The 19024-nt window shown below is 53.1% G+C and carries 16 protein-coding genes; 8 read left to right on the top strand and 8 right to left on the bottom strand.

All coding sequences use genetic code 11. The features are described from left to right. Positions 1 to 254: 254 nt before the first annotated feature. From LH23_RS24180 to pspA, 8 genes are all read right to left on the bottom strand, one after another. On the bottom strand, positions 255 to 3029 hold the full coding sequence (locus tag LH23_RS24180) for a hypothetical protein (protein WP_197062492.1): 2775 nt from the start codon (positions 3027 to 3029) through the stop codon (positions 255 to 257). An 808-nt stretch (positions 3030 to 3837) separates the two neighbouring features. Then, on the bottom strand, positions 3838 to 5400 hold the full coding sequence (gene tyrR, locus LH23_RS17640; protein WP_039293991.1) for a transcriptional regulator TyrR: 1563 nt from the start codon (positions 5398 to 5400) through the stop codon (positions 3838 to 3840). A gap of 226 nt (positions 5401 to 5626) precedes the next feature. Continuing rightward, on the bottom strand, positions 5627 to 6694 hold the full coding sequence (locus LH23_RS17645; RefSeq protein WP_039293992.1) for a YcjF family protein: 1068 nt from the start codon (positions 6692 to 6694) through the stop codon (positions 5627 to 5629). Then, positions 6691 to 8088, bottom strand: a complete 1398-nt coding sequence (locus tag LH23_RS17650) for a YcjX family protein (RefSeq protein WP_039293994.1) — start codon at positions 8086 to 8088, stop codon at positions 6691 to 6693. The genes LH23_RS17645 and LH23_RS17650 overlap by 4 nt, the downstream gene beginning before the upstream one ends. Positions 8089 to 8196: 108 nt before the next feature. Next, positions 8197 to 8427, bottom strand: a complete 231-nt coding sequence (gene pspD / locus LH23_RS17655; protein WP_039293996.1) for a phage shock protein PspD — start codon at positions 8425 to 8427, stop codon at positions 8197 to 8199. Positions 8428 to 8639: 212 nt separating this feature from the next. Next, positions 8640 to 8999, bottom strand: a complete 360-nt coding sequence (pspC, locus tag LH23_RS17660; RefSeq protein WP_039293997.1) for an envelope stress response membrane protein PspC — start codon at positions 8997 to 8999, stop codon at positions 8640 to 8642. Continuing rightward, positions 8999 to 9223, bottom strand: coding sequence for an envelope stress response membrane protein PspB (pspB, locus tag LH23_RS17665; RefSeq protein WP_008461355.1), 225 nt, complete (start codon positions 9221 to 9223; stop codon positions 8999 to 9001). The genes pspC and pspB overlap by 1 nt, the downstream gene beginning before the upstream one ends. 61 nt (positions 9224 to 9284) lie before the next feature. Continuing rightward, on the bottom strand, positions 9285 to 9953 hold the full coding sequence (pspA, locus tag LH23_RS17670) for a phage shock protein PspA (protein ID WP_038471992.1): 669 nt from the start codon (positions 9951 to 9953) through the stop codon (positions 9285 to 9287). 172 nt (positions 9954 to 10125) lie between these two features. On the opposite strand from pspA, the gene pspF reads away from it, so the two are divergent. The 8 genes from pspF to LH23_RS17710 all read left to right on the top strand — a co-directional run bounded on the left by pspF (position 10126) and on the right by LH23_RS17710 (position 18971). Continuing rightward, positions 10126 to 11124 carry a phage shock protein operon transcriptional activator gene (pspF, locus tag LH23_RS17675; protein ID WP_039294009.1) on the top strand — a complete coding sequence of 333 codons (999 nt, stop codon included), beginning with the start codon at positions 10126 to 10128 and terminating at the stop codon, positions 11122 to 11124. A 114-nt stretch (positions 11125 to 11238) separates the two neighbouring features. Then, positions 11239 to 12876, top strand: a complete 1638-nt coding sequence (gene sapA / locus LH23_RS17680; protein ID WP_039294012.1) for an ABC transporter substrate-binding protein SapA — start codon at positions 11239 to 11241, stop codon at positions 12874 to 12876. Next, the gene (sapB, locus tag LH23_RS17685) at positions 12876 to 13841 is read left to right on the top strand and encodes a putrescine export ABC transporter permease SapB (protein WP_039294015.1); all 966 of its coding nucleotides are present in this window, start codon (positions 12876 to 12878) and stop codon (positions 13839 to 13841) included. The genes sapA and sapB overlap by 1 nt, the downstream gene beginning before the upstream one ends. Next, on the top strand, positions 13828 to 14718 hold the full coding sequence (sapC, locus tag LH23_RS17690; RefSeq protein ID WP_039294019.1) for a putrescine export ABC transporter permease SapC: 891 nt from the start codon (positions 13828 to 13830) through the stop codon (positions 14716 to 14718). Before sapB ends, sapC begins: the two co-directional genes overlap by 14 nt. Then, positions 14718 to 15710, top strand: coding sequence for a putrescine export ABC transporter ATP-binding protein SapD (sapD, locus tag LH23_RS17695; RefSeq protein ID WP_039294023.1), 993 nt, complete (start codon positions 14718 to 14720; stop codon positions 15708 to 15710). The genes sapC and sapD overlap by 1 nt, the downstream gene beginning before the upstream one ends. Then, on the top strand, positions 15710 to 16516 hold the full coding sequence (sapF, locus tag LH23_RS17700; protein WP_008461344.1) for a putrescine export ABC transporter ATP-binding protein SapF: 807 nt from the start codon (positions 15710 to 15712) through the stop codon (positions 16514 to 16516). Before sapD ends, sapF begins: the two co-directional genes overlap by 1 nt. 276 nt (positions 16517 to 16792) lie before the next feature. Continuing rightward, a complete protein-coding gene (gene fabI / locus LH23_RS17705) occupies positions 16793 to 17584 on the top strand; it encodes an enoyl-ACP reductase FabI (RefSeq protein ID WP_039294025.1) in 792 nt (263 codons plus the stop codon). A 211-nt stretch (positions 17585 to 17795) separates the two neighbouring features. Then, positions 17796 to 18971, top strand: coding sequence for a CMD domain-containing protein (locus tag LH23_RS17710; protein ID WP_039294028.1), 1176 nt, complete (start codon positions 17796 to 17798; stop codon positions 18969 to 18971). Positions 18972 to 19024: the final 53 nt, after the last annotated feature.

Here is a 19024-nt window from a genome sequence, read left to right on the forward strand (position 1 = left end):
AGCACATCAAAACAGGGCCGCACAGGCGCGAAAAAGGGCACCGGCAGACATACCCTCCTGGCCCCCTCAGCGCGCGGTGAATCCCCCGCCTCGCCCGCACACAAAACCCCCATCTTTTTGTGCAATCTTACATCTTGCGGCAGGCAGCGCCGCGTCTGGGCTAGCCTGACAAAATCACCATCAAAAAAATTGTGCAAACCGGGGCTAAAGCTTGCATTAAAATTACATATTTACAAAAAATTTGATTATCCAAATCACGATATGTTTTTAGAGTCGTTTAGAATCGTTTCCTTATCAGGAGTTAAACGTGCATTATGGTCGTGTAATGCCGTTAGTTTCTTACAATTATCGACCGATAAAAAATAAAAGGTGTAACACTCTTCTTCGATTAAGTCCAAATTAATAGCCACTACTAGGTGAGCATATAAGAATGGGTTTTCGGTTCCCCAAAAACCATTTTCACTTACCAACCCCACATTATCATCTGAAATTTTCTCAATTAACACATCGTACAAAGAATGTCCCCTAGAAAATTTGAACTCATTATCAAAATCCATATAGTAAAGTCCGGGGCTTTCAAGACCAAGAAATCCTTTCTCATCATTCATTTTCACCCCCTTTGAATAACGATAAACACCAGGCTCTCCCTTTAACTTATTATGAATGGTAACAATTTTTTCAGTTGGCAACTCTTTGAGTGTTTCTATTTCAATGATATTTTTTTTCTTTAATTTTACTTTATCCAATACACTCTTAATCCAATTAAAAACATCACGCTCAGCATAATACCCCCCATTCATTGAGTAGTGAACGCCATCAATAGGCTTCATCACCTCCCTTTTATTAATAAATGAATTAAATGTGCTACCCGATACAAGATTAGATAATCCCAGGCTTTCAGTATCCAATATTTTATCTAAACGTCTTTTTAAAGATACTGATACTTCATTTATATACTTCCCAACCAATTCATCATCTAAATCTGAGCTGGTAATAAATTTAGCAACAATATTATTCTTTTCAAGAATTATACCATCAAGGTATTCAGCGACAGCCTCTCTATTGGAATCATCAGCATCCCCATGATTTATCACCTTGAGAAACCCGGTGAATTCCTCACCTCTTAAATATGAAGAAATCGCCTGTAATTGAAATGTTGTAAGCCCAGTTACTTCTAAAAAATCTTTTTTGTCACGAATAAATATTGGGTTGAGATTATTTTTGTTAAACGAAGACTGAGTTATTATTGAGACAATGGATTTATAGGTGTCATCACTTGCAGATGCTACTGATGCTTGATAATCTGGTATCTCTCTTAAAGTTCTTCCAGAATCAAAATCTGTTTTTTTTGGAATGACAAAAAGTGTATCATACGTACCCTCCTTATAATACAGCTCATTAAAAAATTCCGCATTAACCCAAGACCTCAAATATTCAAAAAGTATTACAAGCTCATTGTCATCCTCTAAACTCTTGTCGCGTAGATAGTCCAAGCGAATCAAAATTAATGTAACAACATCTTTTACACATTGGACCATTTTAATTTCTATAGCACTTAATGACTCTCTATCATCGGGATCCTGAAGATAACGAAACTCCTTCGTTAAGAATTCTGTATTAAATCCAAAAGACATGTAGTTTTTATACAGTAAGTTTTGACACACTGTGTATACATATAAATCAAAAAAGCTAGAATCACCATCTACAAAACCATACCTTATTTTTTCATGAAGCGACCTACAAATTAAAATGTAGAACTCATGAAAATAATCATTGGTATAAAGAAATCGTCCAATATCAATAATACACTTCATTGCCTGACTGGTTTTTTTAACATCATTTCTTATTATCGCTTCGAATGCGACCTTTTCACAGAATGCCGCAAAAATAGAATAATCGACACTATTTTTTTTATTAGTATAACTAAATGAATGATCCAAGCCACTTATGGTTCTCAGAAAATCATTTTTATCAGTGAGTGCAAATAAAGCTTTTACACCAAAATCAATCCCCCACTCACTTCCTTTTAACAAGCTAGTTCTTATGTTTTTTATTACTGCCTGTTCATAATTCCGGTAAATAACAATTTCATCTGGTGTAGTATCTTTTGTTAAAAATGCCGAGCCGAGCATCTTTTCAATTTTATAAATCAATTCATCTTTGACAACTGAGCCATTTTCAAAATCAATATTGAATGAAGAATAGGAAACACTTAGATTAAAACTCAAGTTCAACAGCAACTTAACATCACCACCATCAGTACCATTTTTAATTTCATCATTTATAAGCCTAAGACACAGAGGACAGAACCCGCTTAATACAAGCTGCTCGCTTTCATTAAAAACATTTAGCGTACGCTGCTCTCTTAATAAAAAATTTGAGTTCCAACCATAATCAATATGACTTAAACCTTCACAGCACTCATTAAAACGCCTAATCAACCCTTGGCTATTAACAATGAAGGAATAATGATTTTCCCCTGCAGAATTTAGCTCCATAAACAAATAGTCATTTATAATTGCCGGATTTTCTGTGACATTATATAGTTTAAGATACATCAATCCATAACTAAAAATGAAACACAAAGAAACAATAATTGAAATAACATAAGCGATCATACCTCCACCAAAAGCTACAAGAACAATGCCACTTAATAAACTAAAAACTGAGTTCAGACTAAAAATTAGAAAATGGCTCTTTCTTAGCAGCAATGACTTGCATATATCTTCAAATCCCGGCTCTGAATAACTTGAAACTTGACTGACAAACATGCCCATAAATGTGATCGACAATGCAGCGATAGTACCATGTATCCCTAAAACGCCCACCCAAACGCCAGTCGTCCAATTGAGAGAAGTACTATTTAAATAAGAAGGTGTTATCAGTAAGTATTTAAATAAGGGTCCAAAAGAATCCGAGTAAAAAACACCAAAAATCCCTGCAATTATGATCATTAAATATAAAACGAATGTTAAAATAACATTTTCATTTAACCACAAAAAATCTCGCCTTTTCTCAACACGCTTCATAACATCTCCAGCATTATCCAATAACATCCCATGAAAAGGTAAACTAAACCAATAGGTTTTGTTTACACCTATAGTTCACACTTTCGGCATCTCTTAATTTTTTATATATGAAGCCTATTAATTTCTGCTATTTCCTTTCCTCGTCAACCATACTTACCTCTTGCTTCCTGTTATCAAATAAATTTTTCCAAGCAGCCGGGTCAGCCTTTTTCAACATCTCAGCATAACTACCCATGGGATCGCTCCTGAATTTCATGCTATCAATATTATTCCTTAGTTTCATATGCTGCCACAAATTAGAGGTTCGTCTGTCGAAACCGGTATCTTCCCGCTTCCTCAGCTCACCTGTGCCGGTTGCTGAGATAAGATAGCCGTCAATGCGCAAATGCTTACCATGTAGCTTCCGTTGGTACCAGATGCGCAACGGTAAATCGCGACGGGCAACGAATGTCCCGCCCTGCAATGGGGTGTATTCCTGCCAGTCTCCAGCATCCGCAGCGCGGTGCAACTAGGCAAAAAGCGGGTTTATCTTGTCGGCCTGTTCCTGATTGCGGAACCGGCGTAGCTCACGCCAGACGGATACCGGCGCGCCACCCAAAAACTGAAACTGACGAATTCCCCAGCAATATGCTCACCTGGCTCCCAATAACTTAAATGATGTGATGTTGCGTAACTTGCTTAGTGGCGACATGTGCATGGCATTTACTTCAACTGGTTATACCCATAAATGAAGTGACCCCATGATATATAGTGAAACATCGCTTATAGCATGGGGCTACGAATACCGGTCTCCCGGTTTTTTTTATGTTTACTCTTCGCCCTTCTTCTGGCTTAGTCCGTACTCGCGCAGCTTGTTGGCGATCGCGGTATGGGAAACGCCCAGCCGTTTAGCCAGCTTACGCGTACTTGGATAACTGCGGTACAGCTGTGTTAACACGGAACGCTCAAAGCGGCTGGTGATATCGTCCAGCGAGCCTTCCATTGCCTCTTCCCCCACGGCCAGGCTGGCCGAATCGAAGTCCGGCAGCAGGATGTCCTGCGGACGCAGCTCGTAGCCTTCCAACTGGGTTAAAGCACGGTAAATGGCGTTTTTCAGCTGACGCACGTTGCCCGGCCAGCCGTAGCGGGTCAGCACGCTGCTTAAATCGTGAGACAGCTTAGGCCGCGGTACGCCCTGCTCGTCGGCAAAGCGCGCCACAAACAGTTCCGTCAGCGGCATGATGTCCTGCGGGCGATCGCGCAGCGGCGGCAGGTTCAGGGTCAGGACGTTGAGGCGATAATAGAGATCCTCGCGGAACTCGCCTTTCTGCACCAGCTCCACCAAATTTTTTTGCGTCGCGCAAATCACGCGGACATCAACATGTACTTCGTGTTCTTCGCCTACGCGACGGAAAGTGCCGTCGTTCAGGAAGCGCAGCAGTTTAGTCTGCATACGCGGCGACATTTCACCGATTTCGTCCAACAGCACCGACCCGCCGTTGGCCTGCTCAAAGAAGCCTTTTTTACCTTCGACAGCGTTGGCATAAGCCCCGGCCGCGTGACCAAACAGTTCGCTTTCGATCACATCGTCAGGAATAGAGCCGCAGTTCAGCGCCAGATAAGGTTTCTGTGCTCGCTGGCTGCTCAGGTGACAGGCATTGGCCAGAAGATCTTTGCCCGTACCGGTATCGCCCACAATCAGCAGCGGAGCATTCAGCAGCGACAGTTTGCGGGCTTGCTCAACCACATGACGCATTTTCTGGCTGACGGCGACAATCTGGTCAAAGGCGCTGAAATCACTGCTGGAGAGGTTCTGCAGCTGGCGCCCCATGCGCACGGTAGAACGCAGCATCACAACCGCGCCCACCAGCAGCGGCTGATTATCTTCGCCATCCAGATGAACCGGCGTGATCTCCAGCAGGAAATTTTGCCCGTGGATCACAACATGTTCGGTATGGGAATCGTGCGGCTCGCTTTCCAGCCAGCGGGTAAAGTTAAACCCGCTGATCAACGTGCCCGCATTATGGTTACGCAGGCGATCTTCGCTCTGCCCAAACAGCGCGCAGCTAGCCGGGTTAGCCAGCTCAACTTTACTGCGCATATCCAGCGACAACACTGGCTCCGGCAGCGCCTCAAGCAGTGCGCTCAGGGCACGGTGTTCTCGCTCAGAAGGCATCCACGGCACTTTACGCACGTCGGTAACGTCAGGGATGCGGCGAATTTCCGCCATCAGGCTGCTGAAAGATTCAAAATCAAGAGAGGAAAAATTAAGGTAAATACGCCCGATCGGGTCAATTTCGATACCGCGCAAATCAATACCGCGCAGCACTAACAGATCGAGCAGTTCACGAGTGAGACCAAGGCGGTCCTGACAAAAGACTTCCAGACGCATGCAGGTGACCTTATGTTACGGAAAACGGCCTATACGACCTCCAGCCGGGCTGAAGGTCCTCATAGAGTTGCTGGGATAATAACGCAGTTAGCCGTTGGCAAGAAGATGCCTGTCATGAAATGTTGACACTAAAAGACAAACCACTGGTCAACAAGCACGAAATTTATACGTGAGCTGTAAATAACAAAGGGCAGCCGAAGCCGCCCTTAGGGTCAATGATACAAATTCAGCTGGCCGGTTTGTTTTTCCCGGAGGCCAGCGTCTCTTTCAGCTGAACCAGAAGCTGTTTGCGGAAATCGCCCAGCCGGGGCTTGTCATCCTCCAGCCACGGCAGCGGACGACAGAGTTCCATCGCCTTAATACCCAGACGGGCAGTCAACAACCCGGCCCCAATCCCCTGCGCGGCGCGAGCCGAAAGTCTGGCGGCAATATCCTGCGACATCCAGTCCATACCAACTTCACGCACCAGTTCGCTCGCCCCGGCGAAAGCGATATTCAGCAGCACCAGGCGGAACAGGCGAATACGGCTGAAATAGCCCAGTTCGATACCGTACAGCGTGGCAATGCGGTTAATCAGGCGCAGGTTGCGCCAGGCAATAAAAGCCATATCCACCAGCGCCAGCGGGCTGACGGCGATCATCAGCGTGGATTCTGCGGCAGAGCGGCTAATTTCACGCCGGGCCTGCGCGTCCAGCACCGGCTGAACAAGCTGAGCATAAAGCGCCACGACTTCCCGGTCGTTGTGGGTTTCATGGATCGAAGCATACCAGCGCTGCAGCGCAGGATGACCTTTATCCAGCCCGGCCTGGCTGGCCAGTTTTTCGCAGAATGCCCGCCCTCTGCCCGTGCCGTGACTGGCGAGCAGTTCTCTCGCCTCGTCACGCTCTTCGGCACGCTGGCGCAAACGCCACAACCGCCGCCATTCGCTGGCAATCGAGCCGACGCCAGCCGCGACGATAAGCCCCCCGGCAACGCCGCCGCCAAGCGCGATCCAGTCCTGAGTGACAAAAGCGTTGTGGGTCCACTGTACGCCCTGCGCTACGACGCTGACGCCAAACAGCGCCAGCCCGGCTGTCACCATTTTGCGCCACAGGCTGCGTTTCGGCCTTAAAGCGGCCTCAATAACGGCCTCGGCCTGCCCCTCTTCGTCGGCAAGCGTTTCAACGCTGGTGGTGACCGGGGTAAACTTTTGCGCTTCCGGTTCACTGAACGCGTGTGCCGCTTTCCAATCCTGCTCTTTTTCCGCCTCCAGCGGCTGCGCAAAATCGATGCGCGGTTTAATAGGATCGCTCATCGCAATTTATCTCCAATTAAGAATTCCAGCGCCGCGTCCAGCCTGATGTGCGGCAGCGGACGGTCAACGTCCATCACCTGCGGCCGAAACTGTTCGAACTGAAAGCCCTGGTTTTGCCAGAAAGCGTTGCCGGGCAGGCGCGAAGGCACTTCCCCTGGATACACCGTCAGCGGCGCACCATCGCTCAGGCGATTACCGCGCAGCGCCGGGATTTGCTCCCCCTGCACATCCACAATGCCGCTTTGCGTTGCCTGTACGGAAGCCAGCCCCATGCAGTCCATGCTGATACCTTCGAAGGCCGCGTTTTGCCAGGCATCCTGCACGAGCTGTTGCAGCAGAGAAACCATGTTGGCGTGCTGGTCTACCGTGACATGGTCGGCTTTAGTGGCGGCAAAAAGCAGCTTATCGATCACCGGGGAAAACAGACGGCGGAACAGCGTGCGCTGCCCATAGTGGAAGCTTTGCATTAGCTGGGTTAACGCCAGCCGCATATCGTTGAACGCCTGAGGCCCGCTGTTGAGCGGCTGCAGGCAATCCACCAGCACTATCTGCCGGTCGAAGCGCAGGAAGTGATTCTTGTAGAACCCCTTCACCACCTTTTCACAGTAATAATCAAATCGCGCGCGCAGCATGCCGATGTTGCTGCCCTTATCCGCCTGGGCCAGCTTCGACTCACCAAAAGCGTCCACATCTGGCCACGGGAAGAACTGCAGCGCGGGCGCGCCTGCCATATCTCCGGGCAGGACAAAGCGCCCCGGCTGAATAAAGTGCAGCCCTTCATTTTTGCAGCGCATCAGGTAATCGGTCCAGGCTTCGGCAATCGCCGCCAGGCGGTTTTCGTCTGCGGGCGCGAGAGGATCTAACCCCTCGCAAAGGCGACGCCATTCGGCCGACCACTCGGCGCGCTGGCCCTGCAGCAGGCCAGTCATCTGCCGCGACCAGCTCAGGTAATCCTGCGCCAGCATGGGCAGGTCAAGCAGCCATTCACCGGGATAATCAACAATCTCCAGGTAAAGCGTGGACGTGTCTTTGAAGTGACGCAGCAGCGAGTCGTTGGAGCGGTAGCGTAACGCAAGGCGCATTTCGCTTACGCCACGGGTCGGCGTCGGCCAGGCCGGTGGCGTGCCGAAAAGCTGCGCCATACCCTCATCATAGGTAAAACGCTGAATGCCCAGATCGCGCTGCGGCACGCGCTTAACGCCGAGCAAACGCTCTTCACGCGCGGCGCTAAGCATTGGCAGGCGTGCGCCGGTGTGAATGCCCAGCAATTGGTTGACCATCGCGGTGATAAACGCAGTTTTACCGCTGCGGCTAAGCCCGGTTACCGCGAGGCGTAAATGACGATCGACGCCCCGGTTCACCAGGGCGTTAAATTCGTTTTTGAGTCGGTTCATAAGCGTCCTGATTGCCTTCCGCTGCAGAAAATACCTTTATTGATAATATCAAATGGGAGCGATTGCCAGGAATCAAAGCATGGCGCGGAGGAACCCGCCGCCGGGAGGTTATTTGGCCATGCGGCGGTCGTAACGGTCATAGACGTTACGCATAATGCGGGTCAGTAACGGCTCAAGCACCACGGCCAGCACCATTTTAAGCGGGCGACGGGCAACGGATTTTATCGCCCACGCTGCAAAACCCGCCGGGCCGAAGCGCAGCGCGGTAAGTAAAGCAAGCTTCCCGGCAAGTTTCAGGCCTGGTTTAGCTTTCTGGCTGACGGAATGGAATGTGGTCATTGTCTCTCCAAAAGCGGTTAATTGCGGTGTGCGGTTAGACGTTGAGTCTGGGAGCCCTCACCCCGGCCCTCTCCCCCAGGAGAGGGAGAAAACCTGTTTATGCCCTCTCCCTCAGTAGCAGAATAACGCCTGTTTATCCCCTCTCCCTCAGTGGCAGAATAACGCCAGTTTATCCCCTCTCCCTCAGGGAGAGGGTTAGGGTGAGGGTTGTTTTACAGCTGACGAAAACGGCTGCGCAGCGTGAAAGTGTCAGACGTAATGTAACGCTCCATCGAGCGCAAACGCTGCTCACCGGCAGCCAGCTCAGCGTCCACCGCGTTCAGCAGATCGCGGTTGGTCGGTTGTGTATCTTTTTCATCTGCGCCGTAGGGCATCGGGTCCAGTACAAATGTCATCACGATGTAGGCCACCAGCACAAAGAACGACAGGCCAAAGAATATCGATAAAATCGCAATGGCGCGGACCAGCTTGACCGGCACATCAAGGTATTGCGCAATACCCGCGCAAACTCCTTTTACCATCCTTTTCTCAGGGATACGCCACAGCTTACGACCGGAAAATGAATTCACCATTAGTTGTTTCTCCAGTTCGGGTGTTCGGCATCAAGGATCTGTTCCAGAGACTGAATGCGCTCCCGCATCTGTCGCGCTTCATCGGTCAACTGGGCGAGCCGCTGCTGCTCACTCTGTGAAAGCTGCCCTGCATCAGGACGGTTGCTGTAGTGAAGCCACAGCCAAATCGGCGCCACGAACAGCACAAAGATGGTCAGCGGGATAGCAAGAAAAAGCGCAGTCATGTGTACTCCTTACGGGTCAGGCTTGAGTCGCGATGCGCCGGGCGCACCGCGGCCTGGATTATTATTGACGATCCTGGTTCATTTTTGCTTTCAGCGCGGCGATCTGGGCACTGATTTCATCATCGGCTTTGAGCTCGGCAAACTGGGTGTCCAGCGATTTCTGTTTGCCAAAACCGTGGCTTTCCGCCTCGGATTCCATCTGGTCGATGCGGCGCTCGAAAGATTCGAATCGGGCCATCGCTTCGTCCAGTTTACCGCTATCCAGCTGACGGCGAACATCGCGTGAAGAAGAAGCCGCCTGATGGCGCAGGGTCAGCGCCTGCTGGCGAGCGCGAGTTTCGCTCAGCTTGTTTTCCAGCTCGCCGATTTCTTTTTTCATGCGCGCCAGAGTTTCATCCACGTGCACAACTTCATTTTCCAGCGTGACGATCAGGTCAGTCAGCTTCTGTTTTTCAATCAGCGCGGCACGCGCCAGATCTTCTTTCTCTTTACGCAGCGCCAGTTCGGCTTTTTCCTGCCATTCGGCCTGCTGCGCGGTAGCCTGCTCAACACGACGGCTCAGCTGCTTCTTCTCGGCCAGCGCGCGGGCTGAAGTGGAACGCACTTCCACCAGCGTGTCTTCCATTTCCTGAATCATCAGGCGCACCAGCTTCTGCGGATCTTCCGCTTTCTCCAGCAGGGAGTTGATATTCGCATTCACGATGTCGGCAAAACGAGAAAAAATACCCATAATTCAATCCTCTTAGTCATTATCTCAGGTGCCAGGCACTCTGCTCTGACAGAATATTGCAGCATCCGTGCCAACTTTTTATTTCATTGATTAATAAGGATTCATGGAAATTTGACGATCCCACAAAAGCCGCTATAGTGGTTAAATTAACTAACTATTAGGGAATTTAACCATGCCAGAAAACAAGGACAGCCTCATTGGAGAGGCCAATAGCTTCCTTGAGGTCATGGAGCAGGTTTCCCGCCTGGCCCCGCTGAATAAACCGGTGCTGGTCATCGGCGAACGCGGCACCGGGAAAGAGCTGATAGCCAACCGCCTGCATTTCCTCTCCCAGCGCTGGCAGGGGCCGTTTATCTCCCTCAACTGCGCGGCGCTGAACGAAAATCTGCTCGACAGCGAGCTGTTTGGTCACGAAGCCGGCGCGTTTACCGGCGCACAGAAGCGCCACCAGGGCCGCTTTGAGCGCGCGGAAGGCGGCACGCTGTTTCTTGATGAACTGGCCACGGCTCCAATGTTGGTGCAGGAAAAACTGCTGCGCGTGGTGGAATACGGCGAACTCGAACGCGTGGGCGGCAGCCAGCCGCTGCAGGTGAACACTCGCCTCGTCTGCGCCACCAATGCCGATTTGCCGGAACTGGCCGAACAAGGGAAATTCCGCGCCGACCTGCTCGACAGGCTGGCGTTTGACGTGGTGATGCTCCCGCCCCTGCGTGAACGACGCTCGGATATCCTGCTGCTCGCCGATCATTTTGCGATTCAAATGTGTCGGGAACTTAATCTGCCGCTGTTCCCCGGCTTTACCGGGAGGGCCTGCGAGACGCTGCTTAATTATGGCTGGCCGGGCAACATCCGCGAGCTGAAAAACGTGGTCGAGCGCTCGGTATACCGTCACGGCTCAAGCGATGAGGCGCTGGACAACATTATCCTTAACCCTTTCACCCATAAACCTGCCCCGCTCCATCAGGCCAGACAAGAGGCTCCGGCGAGCCTGCCCGGCCTGCCGCTCGATCTTCGAAGCTGGCAAAACGAACAGGAGAAAAACCTGCTGGAACAAAGCCTGAAGCAGGCAACTTTTAACCAGCGCCGGGCTGCAGAACTGCTGGGCGTGAGTTATCATCAGCTACGAGCGATGCTGAAAAAGCACCAGTTAAACAGCCTGACGCCGGACTGAACGGCGCTTTTTTCATCGTCCTGCGCAGAAAATTGCCGATCGTCACCAGTAATTTTGGGGAGAAGGCAAGAGTGCGATACACTTTGCCTATCACTTGAGATAACTCAAAAACTTATGCGCGGAATGCTCTCCTCCCTGTTACTGGGTTTATGCTGCCTGAGCGGCGCGGCGCGTGCCGCAACGCCCGCTGAAAAGCCGGCAGATATTCGCCGCAGTGGCTTTGTTTATTGCGTCAACGGGCAGGTCAACACCTTTAACCCTCAGATGACCAGCGGTGGCCTGACCGTCGATACGCTGGCGGCGCAGCTTTATGACCGCCTGCTGGACGTCGATCCTTATACTTATCGCCTGGTGCCTGAGCTGGCAGAAAGCTGGGAAGTGCTGGATAACGGCGCGACCTATCGCTTCCACCTGCGCCACAATGTCCAGTTCCAGACTACCGCCTGGTTTAAGCCCACCCGGGCGTTAAACGCCGATGATGTGGTGTTTACCTTTGAGCGAATCTTCGACCGCAACCATCCGTGGCATAACGTTAACGGCGGCAGCTACCCCTATTTCGACAGCCTGCAGTTCCCGGAAACGGTGAAAAGCGTTCGCAAACTGGATGACAGTACCGTTGAATTCCGCCTCAATAAGCCGGACGCCTCCTTCCTCTGGCATTTAGCGACGCATTACGCTTCGGTGATGTCCGCTGAGTACGCCGCGCAGTTGACCAAATCTGACCATCAGGAATTGATGGACAGGCAGCCTGTCGGCACCGGCCCTTTCCTGCTTAGCGAATATCGCGCCGGGCAATACATTCGCCTGGCGCGCAACCAGCACTTCTGGCGCGGCGTACCGCTGATGCCGCAGGTAGTGGTCGATCTCGGTTCCGGCGGCACCGGTCGTCTTTCCAAACTGCTCACCGGCGAATGCGACGTACTGGCCTGGCCTGCGGCAAGTCAGTTAACGATCCTGCGTGACGACCCGCGTCTGCGCCTGACGCTGCGCCCGGGCATGAACATCGCCTATCTGGCGTTTAACACCAACAAACCACCGCTGAATAACCCGGCCGTTCGCCACGCGCTGGCGCTTGCCATTAATAACCAGCGCCTGATGCAGTCTATCTATTACGGCACGGCAGAAACCGCCGCATCAATTTTGCCGCGCGCCTCATGGGCCTACGATAACGACGCAAAAATTACCGAGTACAACCCGGCGAAAGCCCGTGAACAGCTGCAGGCTCTGGGCGTGGACAAGCTGGAACTCCGTCTGTGGGTGCCGACCAGTTCCCAGGCCTGGAACCCAAGCCCGCTGAAAACCGCTGAGCTGATTCAGGCGGATATGGCGCAAATTGGCGTGAAGGTGATTATCGTGCCGATGGAGGGCCGCTTCCAGGAAGCCAGGCTGATGGACATGAATCACGATCTGACGCTGGCCGGCTGGGCAACGGACAGTAACGACCCGGACAGTTTCTTTCGCCCGATGCTGAGCTGCGCGGCAATTGGCTCGCAAACCAACTATGCCCGCTGGTGTAACCCGCATTTCGACAGCGTGCTGCAAAAAGCGCTCTCTTCTCAGCAACTCTCCGCTCGCATTGAAGCTTATAACGAAGCGCAGGACATTCTGTCCGCCGAGCTACCGGTGCTGCCGCTGGCTTCTTCGTTAAGGCTGCAGGCCTACCGCTACGACATGAAAGGCCTGGTGCTCAGCCCGTTCGGCAACGCCTCATTTGCGGGCGTGTCCAGGGAAAATGAAGAGGCGAAAAAATAATGATCATCTTTACTTTGCGCCGCCTATTGTTGCTGCTGATCACCCTGCTGTTCCTGGCGGTGGTCGGCTTTAGCCTCAACTATTTTACGCCGCACGCGCCGCTGCAGGGTGCCTCGCTGTGGAACGCCTGGGTGTTCTGGTTTGAGAGCCTGCTGCACTGGGATTTTGGCGTGTCCAGCATTAACGGTCAGTCGATTAACGAGCAATTACGCGACGTCTTCCCGGCCACCATGGAGCTGTGCATTCTGGCCTTTGGGCTGGCGTTGCTGATTGGTATCCCGGTCGGGATGCTGGCGGGCATCATGCGCAATAAGTGGCAGGATAAGCTGATCAGCGCCCTGGCGCTGGTGGGCTTTTCGATTCCGGTGTTCTGGCTGGCGCTGCTGCTGACGCTGTTTTTCTCACTGACGCTGGGCTGGTTCCCGGTCTCCGGGCGTTTTGACCTGCTGTATGAGGTCAAGTCCGTCACCGGCTTTGCGCTGGTGGATGCGTGGCTCTCGGACTCACCTTACCGTAGCGAAATGATCGTCAGCGCCCTGCGTCATATGGTGCTGCCTGTTGCCGCGCTCGCCGTCGCCCCGACCACCGAAGTGATTCGCCTGATGCGTATCAGCACTATCGAAGTGTTCGATCAGAACTACGTCAAAGCCGCCGCCACGCGTGGGCTTTCCCGCTTCACTATTTTGCATCGCCATGTGCTGCACAACGCGCTGCCGCCGGTGATCCCTCGCCTGGGCCTGCAGTTTTCAACCATGCTGACGCTGGCGATGATCACCGAAGTGGTCTTTAGCTGGCCGGGCCTGGGACGCTGGCTGATTAACGCCATTCGCCAGCAGGATTACATGGCGATCTCCGCCGGGGTGATGGTGATTGGTTCGCTGGTAATTATTGTTAACGTGATTTCCGATATTTTGGGCGCTATGGCCAACCCACTGAAGCATAAGGAATGGTATGCCTTACGATAGCGTCTACCGCGAAAAGCGACCGCCAAGTACGCTGCGCCTGACGTGGCGAAAATTCTATGGCGATACCACCGCGATGATTGGCCTCTACGGCTGCGGCGGGCTGGCTATTCTGTGCCTGTTCGGCGGCCTTTTTGCGCCTTATCAGATTGACCAGCAGTTTCTGGGCTACCAGCTTTTGCCGCCGTCCTGGTCCCGCTACGGCGAAGTTTCGTTCTTCCTTGGCACCGACGATCTCGGCCGTGATGTGCTGAGCCGCCTGCTGAGCGGCGCGGCTCCCACCGTAGGCGGCGCGTTTGTCGTCACGCTTGCGGCGACAATTTGCGGCATCGTGCTCGGCGTGATTGCCGGGTCGACCCACGGCCTGCGTTCGGCGGTGCTGAACCACATTCTCGATACGCTGCTGTCGATTCCTTCGCTGCTGCTGGCGATTATTGTGGTCGCCTTTGCTGGCCCACATCTCAGCCATGCGATGTTTGCCGTCTGGCTGGCGCTGCTGCCGCGAATGGTACGCTCGGTCTACAGCGCGGTGCACGATGAACTGGAGAAAGAGTACGTGGTCGCCGCCCGTCTGGATGGCGCTTCTACCCTGAACATTCTGTGGTTTGCCGTCATGCCTAATATTACCGCCACGCTGGTAACGGAAATCACGCGAGCACTGTCCATGGCGATTCTGGACATTGCCGCGCTCGGTTTTCTCGATCTTGGCGCGCAGCTCCCTTCTCCGGAATGGGGTGCAATGCTCGGCGACGCACTGGAACTGATTTACGTTGCTCCCTGGACTGTCATGCTGCCCGGGGCGGCCATTATGATAAGCGTTCTGCTGATCAACCTGCTTGGCGACGGCCTGCGCCGCGCAATTAACGCGGGGGTGCAATAATGCCGCTACTTGATATCCGCAATCTGACTATCGAATTTATGACGTCCGAAGGCTGGGTAAAAGCCGTCGATCGCGTGAGTATGACGCTTGGTGAAGGGGAAATTCGCGGCCTGGTCGGCGAGTCCGGCTCAGGGAAAAGCCTCATCGCGAAAGCTATCTGTGGCGTTACCAAAGATAACTGGCGGGTCACCGCCGACCGTATGCGCTTTGACGATATCGACCTGCTGCGACTCTCGCCGCGCGAGCGCCGCCGGCTGGTGGGTCACAACGTGTCGATGATTTTCCAGGAGCCACAATCCTGCCTGGATCCTTCTGAAAGAATTGGCCGCCAGCTGACCCAAAATATTCCCGGCTGGACTTATAAAGGCCGCTGGTGGCAGCGCTTTGGCTGGCGCAAACGCCGGGTTATCGAGCTGCTGCACCGCGTGGGGATTAAAGATCACAAAGACGCCATGAGCAGCTATCCGTACGAGCTGACGGAAGGTGAATGCCAGAAGGTGATGATCGCCATTGCGCTGGCAAACCAGCCGCGCCTGCTGATTGCGGACGAGCCCACCAACGCCATGGAGCCGACCACACAGTCGCAGATTTTCCGTCTGTTAACGCGGCTCAATCAGAACAACAACACCACCATTTTGCTGATTAGCCACGACCTGCAGATGCTGAGCCAGTGGGCGGATAAAATTAACGTGATGTATTGCGGGCAAACCGTGGAAAGCGCGACGAGCGAAGAATTGGTCGCCACCCCGCACCACCCGTATACCCAGGCGCTGATCCGCGCGATCCCTGATTTTGGGAGCCCGATGCCGCACAAGAGCCGGTTAAACACCATGCCGGGTGCGATTCCGCTGCTGGAACAATTGCCGATGGGCTGCCGCCTTGGGCCACGCTGCCCTTATGCCCAGCGCAAATGCATTGAAGCGCCGAGGCTCGAAGGGGCCAAAAATCACCTCTACGCCTGTCATTTCCCGCTGAATATGGAGAGTCAGTAATGGTCGAAACGCTGCTGGAAGTCCGCAATTTAAGTAAGACGTTTCGCTACCGTACCGGGTTGTTCCATCGCCAGCACGTCGAAGCGGTGAAGCCGCTCAACTTTACGCTACGCGAAAAGCAAACGCTGGCGATTATCGGGGAAAATGGCTCAGGTAAATCTACGCTGGCAAAAATGCTGGCGGGGATGATCGAGCCAACCACCGGCGAGTTAGTGATTGACGACCACCCTCTCCACTTCGGCGATTATTCCTGGCGCAGTCAGCGGATCCGCATGATATTTCAGGATCCGAGTACGTCTCTGAATCCACGCCAGCGCATCTCGCAAATTCTGGACTTCCCGCTACGGTTGAATACCGAGCTGGAGCCGGAGCTGCGGCAAAAGCGCATCCTGGACACCTTACGCATGGTTGGCCTGCTGCCGGACCACGCCAGTTATTACCCGCATATGCTGGCGCCGGGGCAAAAACAGCGTCTGGGCCTGGCCCGCGCGCTGATCCTCCGGCCAAAGGTCATTATCGCCGACGAAGCGCTGGCCTCGCTGGATATGTCCATGCGCTCACAGCTGATCAATCTGATGCTTGAGCTGCAGGAAAAACAAGGCATTTCTTATATTTACGTGACTCAACACATTGGCATGATGAAGCACATCAGCGACCAGGTGATGGTGATGCACGAAGGCGAAGTGGTGGAGCGCGGCAGCACGGCCGACGTGCTCGCCTCCCCGCTGCATGAATTGACTAAACGGCTGATTAACAGCCACTTCGGCGAGGCTTTAACCGCTGACGCCTGGCGTAGAGATCGTTGATTTAGACTACTTCACCACGGTCATTCTGCCCCAACTTCCACTAGATAATTTGAGTTGCAGGTAGGCGGCAAAGGAGCAGTTTTCAGGAGCTTACTAAAGTAAGTGACTGACAAATGGGAGTGCAGCCAACACCCCTGCGGCTCAAATTATGACGTGGAAAAGTGGTCGGATTAACGCTTACGCGGGAGTCATGTTAGAATCGCCCCGTCTTAACGTCGGCTTGCCTGTTTATTCACCTGCTGGCCGCAACAACAATGACTATTAAGGATTAAAGCTATGGGTTTTCTTACCGGTAAACGCATTCTGATCACTGGCGTCGCCAGTAAACTCTCCATTGCCTACGGTATTGCACAGGCGATGCACCGCGAAGGCGCCGAGCTGGCATTCACCTACCAGAACGAGAAGCTGAAAGGCCGTGTGGAAGGTTTTGCTGCCGAGCTGGGTTCAAGCATTGTGCTGCCTTGCGATGTGGCTGAAGATGAGAGCATCGAAGCGCTGTTTACCGAACTGGCGAAAAGCTGGCCGAAATTTGACGGTTTCGTTCACTCCATCGGCTTCGCCCCAGGCGACCAGCTGGATGGCGACTATGTGAACGCCGTTACCCGTGAAGGCTTTAAAATTGCCCACGACATCAGCGCATACAGCTTTGTTGCAATGGCGAAAGTTTGCCGTGAAATGCTGAACCCAGGCTCCGCCCTGCTGACCCTGTCCTACCTGGGCGCAGAGCGTGCTATCCCTAACTACAACGTTATGGGCCTGGCTAAAGCATCTCTGGAAGCTAACGTTCGCTACATGGCTAACGCTATGGGCCCAGAAGGCGTGCGCGTGAATGCCATCTCCGCTGGCCCAATCCGTACCCTGGCTGCTTCCGGCATCAAAGACTTCCGCAAAATGCTGGCCCACTGTGAAGCCGTTACCCCGATTCGTCGTACCGTAACCATCGAAGATGTGGGTAACTCCGCAGCCTTCCTGTGTTCCGACCTGTCTGCCGGTATCTCCGGTGAAGTGGTTCACGTTGACGGCGGTTTCAGCATCGCAGCCATGAACGAACTGGAACTGAAAGACTAATTTCTGTTTCTGAGCGAAGCGGGCTGCGGCCCGTTTCGCTATTTCCCCCTGCTTTCCTCGCCTGATTCCGAATTAGTTATACCTTTCCGATATTTATTATCACCGATCATTCTTTTGTCACCTCCCGAGCTTGCGCCAGGATAAAACAGCGAACCAGGCCCGGCATTCACGTTGTATCCGGGTCTGCAAACTTTTTGACCAAGGAACGACCATGGAACAACGCCGCTTTTCTGGTAAAAGCCACTGGTATCATGAAACCCAGTCCAGTCTGTGCCCGGCGGATGTACTGCCTTTAGTTCCCGAAGCGGCGCAGTTTGAAGACCGCTTTCTGCTTGATGTAGTCCCTTCTGAAGCGCAATTGATTGTTGAAGCCCCGTGGCTTGATGCCGCCCGAGCGGCAGCCGATGTGCTGCTGCCCGAAAGTATTAACGTGACGCGTTTACACACCCTGAGCAGCTACGATCGCCTGAGCACGGCGCTGACCGTCGCGCAGGTCTACGGCGTCCAGCGCCTGTGTAACCACTATGCCGCTCGCCTCGCCCCGCAGCCCGGCCCAGACTCATCCCGGGAAAGCAATCGTCGCCTGACTCAGATCACCCAGTTTGCCCGCCAGCTTGCCAGCCAACCGACGCTTATCGACGAAAGCGCTTTAGCACAGCTGGATGAATGCGGCCTCTCTGTGGACGATATTGTCTCTTTCACCCAGATTATCGGCTTCGTGGGCTTCCAGGCGCGCGCCATTGCCGTCTGGCAAGCGCTACAGGGGCTGCCCGTTCGCTGGCTACCGGGACTTGCCGGGCAACAGGACGCGGAGCCCGCGCTGTTTACGCCGTACCCGGTCAACTGGCTTCCGGGGTTGGCACCGGTTGAAATGCGCTATGCCCGTGCGGAACAGCTGGAAGTCCTGAGCATCAGCCAGCCGCTGCGTACTCTGCGTGATATTGCCTGGCTGCTTGCCCACGATGAGCGGGCGCTGTCTTACCTCAGCCAGCTTACCCGTCTGTTCTGGCAGACCACGCCTCAACATCCAGACGATGCGCTGCTGGTGGTGATGCTGACGTCACGGATTAACGGCAGCGCCGCCTGCTTTAGCGATACCGTAGCGGCCTGGCAGGGAGATGCTGGATTACCGGACGCCATGCGCAACGGGGAACGAGCGTTGAACGCCTGGAGCCACAACCACCCTCGTGAAAAAGCAATTATTCAGGCTGTGCAACTGTTAACCCGCGCCCCGGACAGATTTAGCGCAGCGCAGCTTCAACCTTTGTATGAGCAAGGTTTTAGCGAACAGCAGGTGCTGAAATTACTGGTTAGTGCCGGCCTGGCCGGGTGGATAAACCGCCTGAAAATTGGCCTGGGAAATACCGCTCAAGCGCTGAATCCATAAGCCTTCACGGCAATCAGCGCTTGCCGCAAGGTACGGTTTCGCGTAAAACTGTC

It is taken from the genome of Cedecea neteri (assembly GCF_000758305.1).
GTDB lineage: Bacteria > Pseudomonadota > Gammaproteobacteria > Enterobacterales > Enterobacteriaceae > Cedecea > Cedecea neteri_C.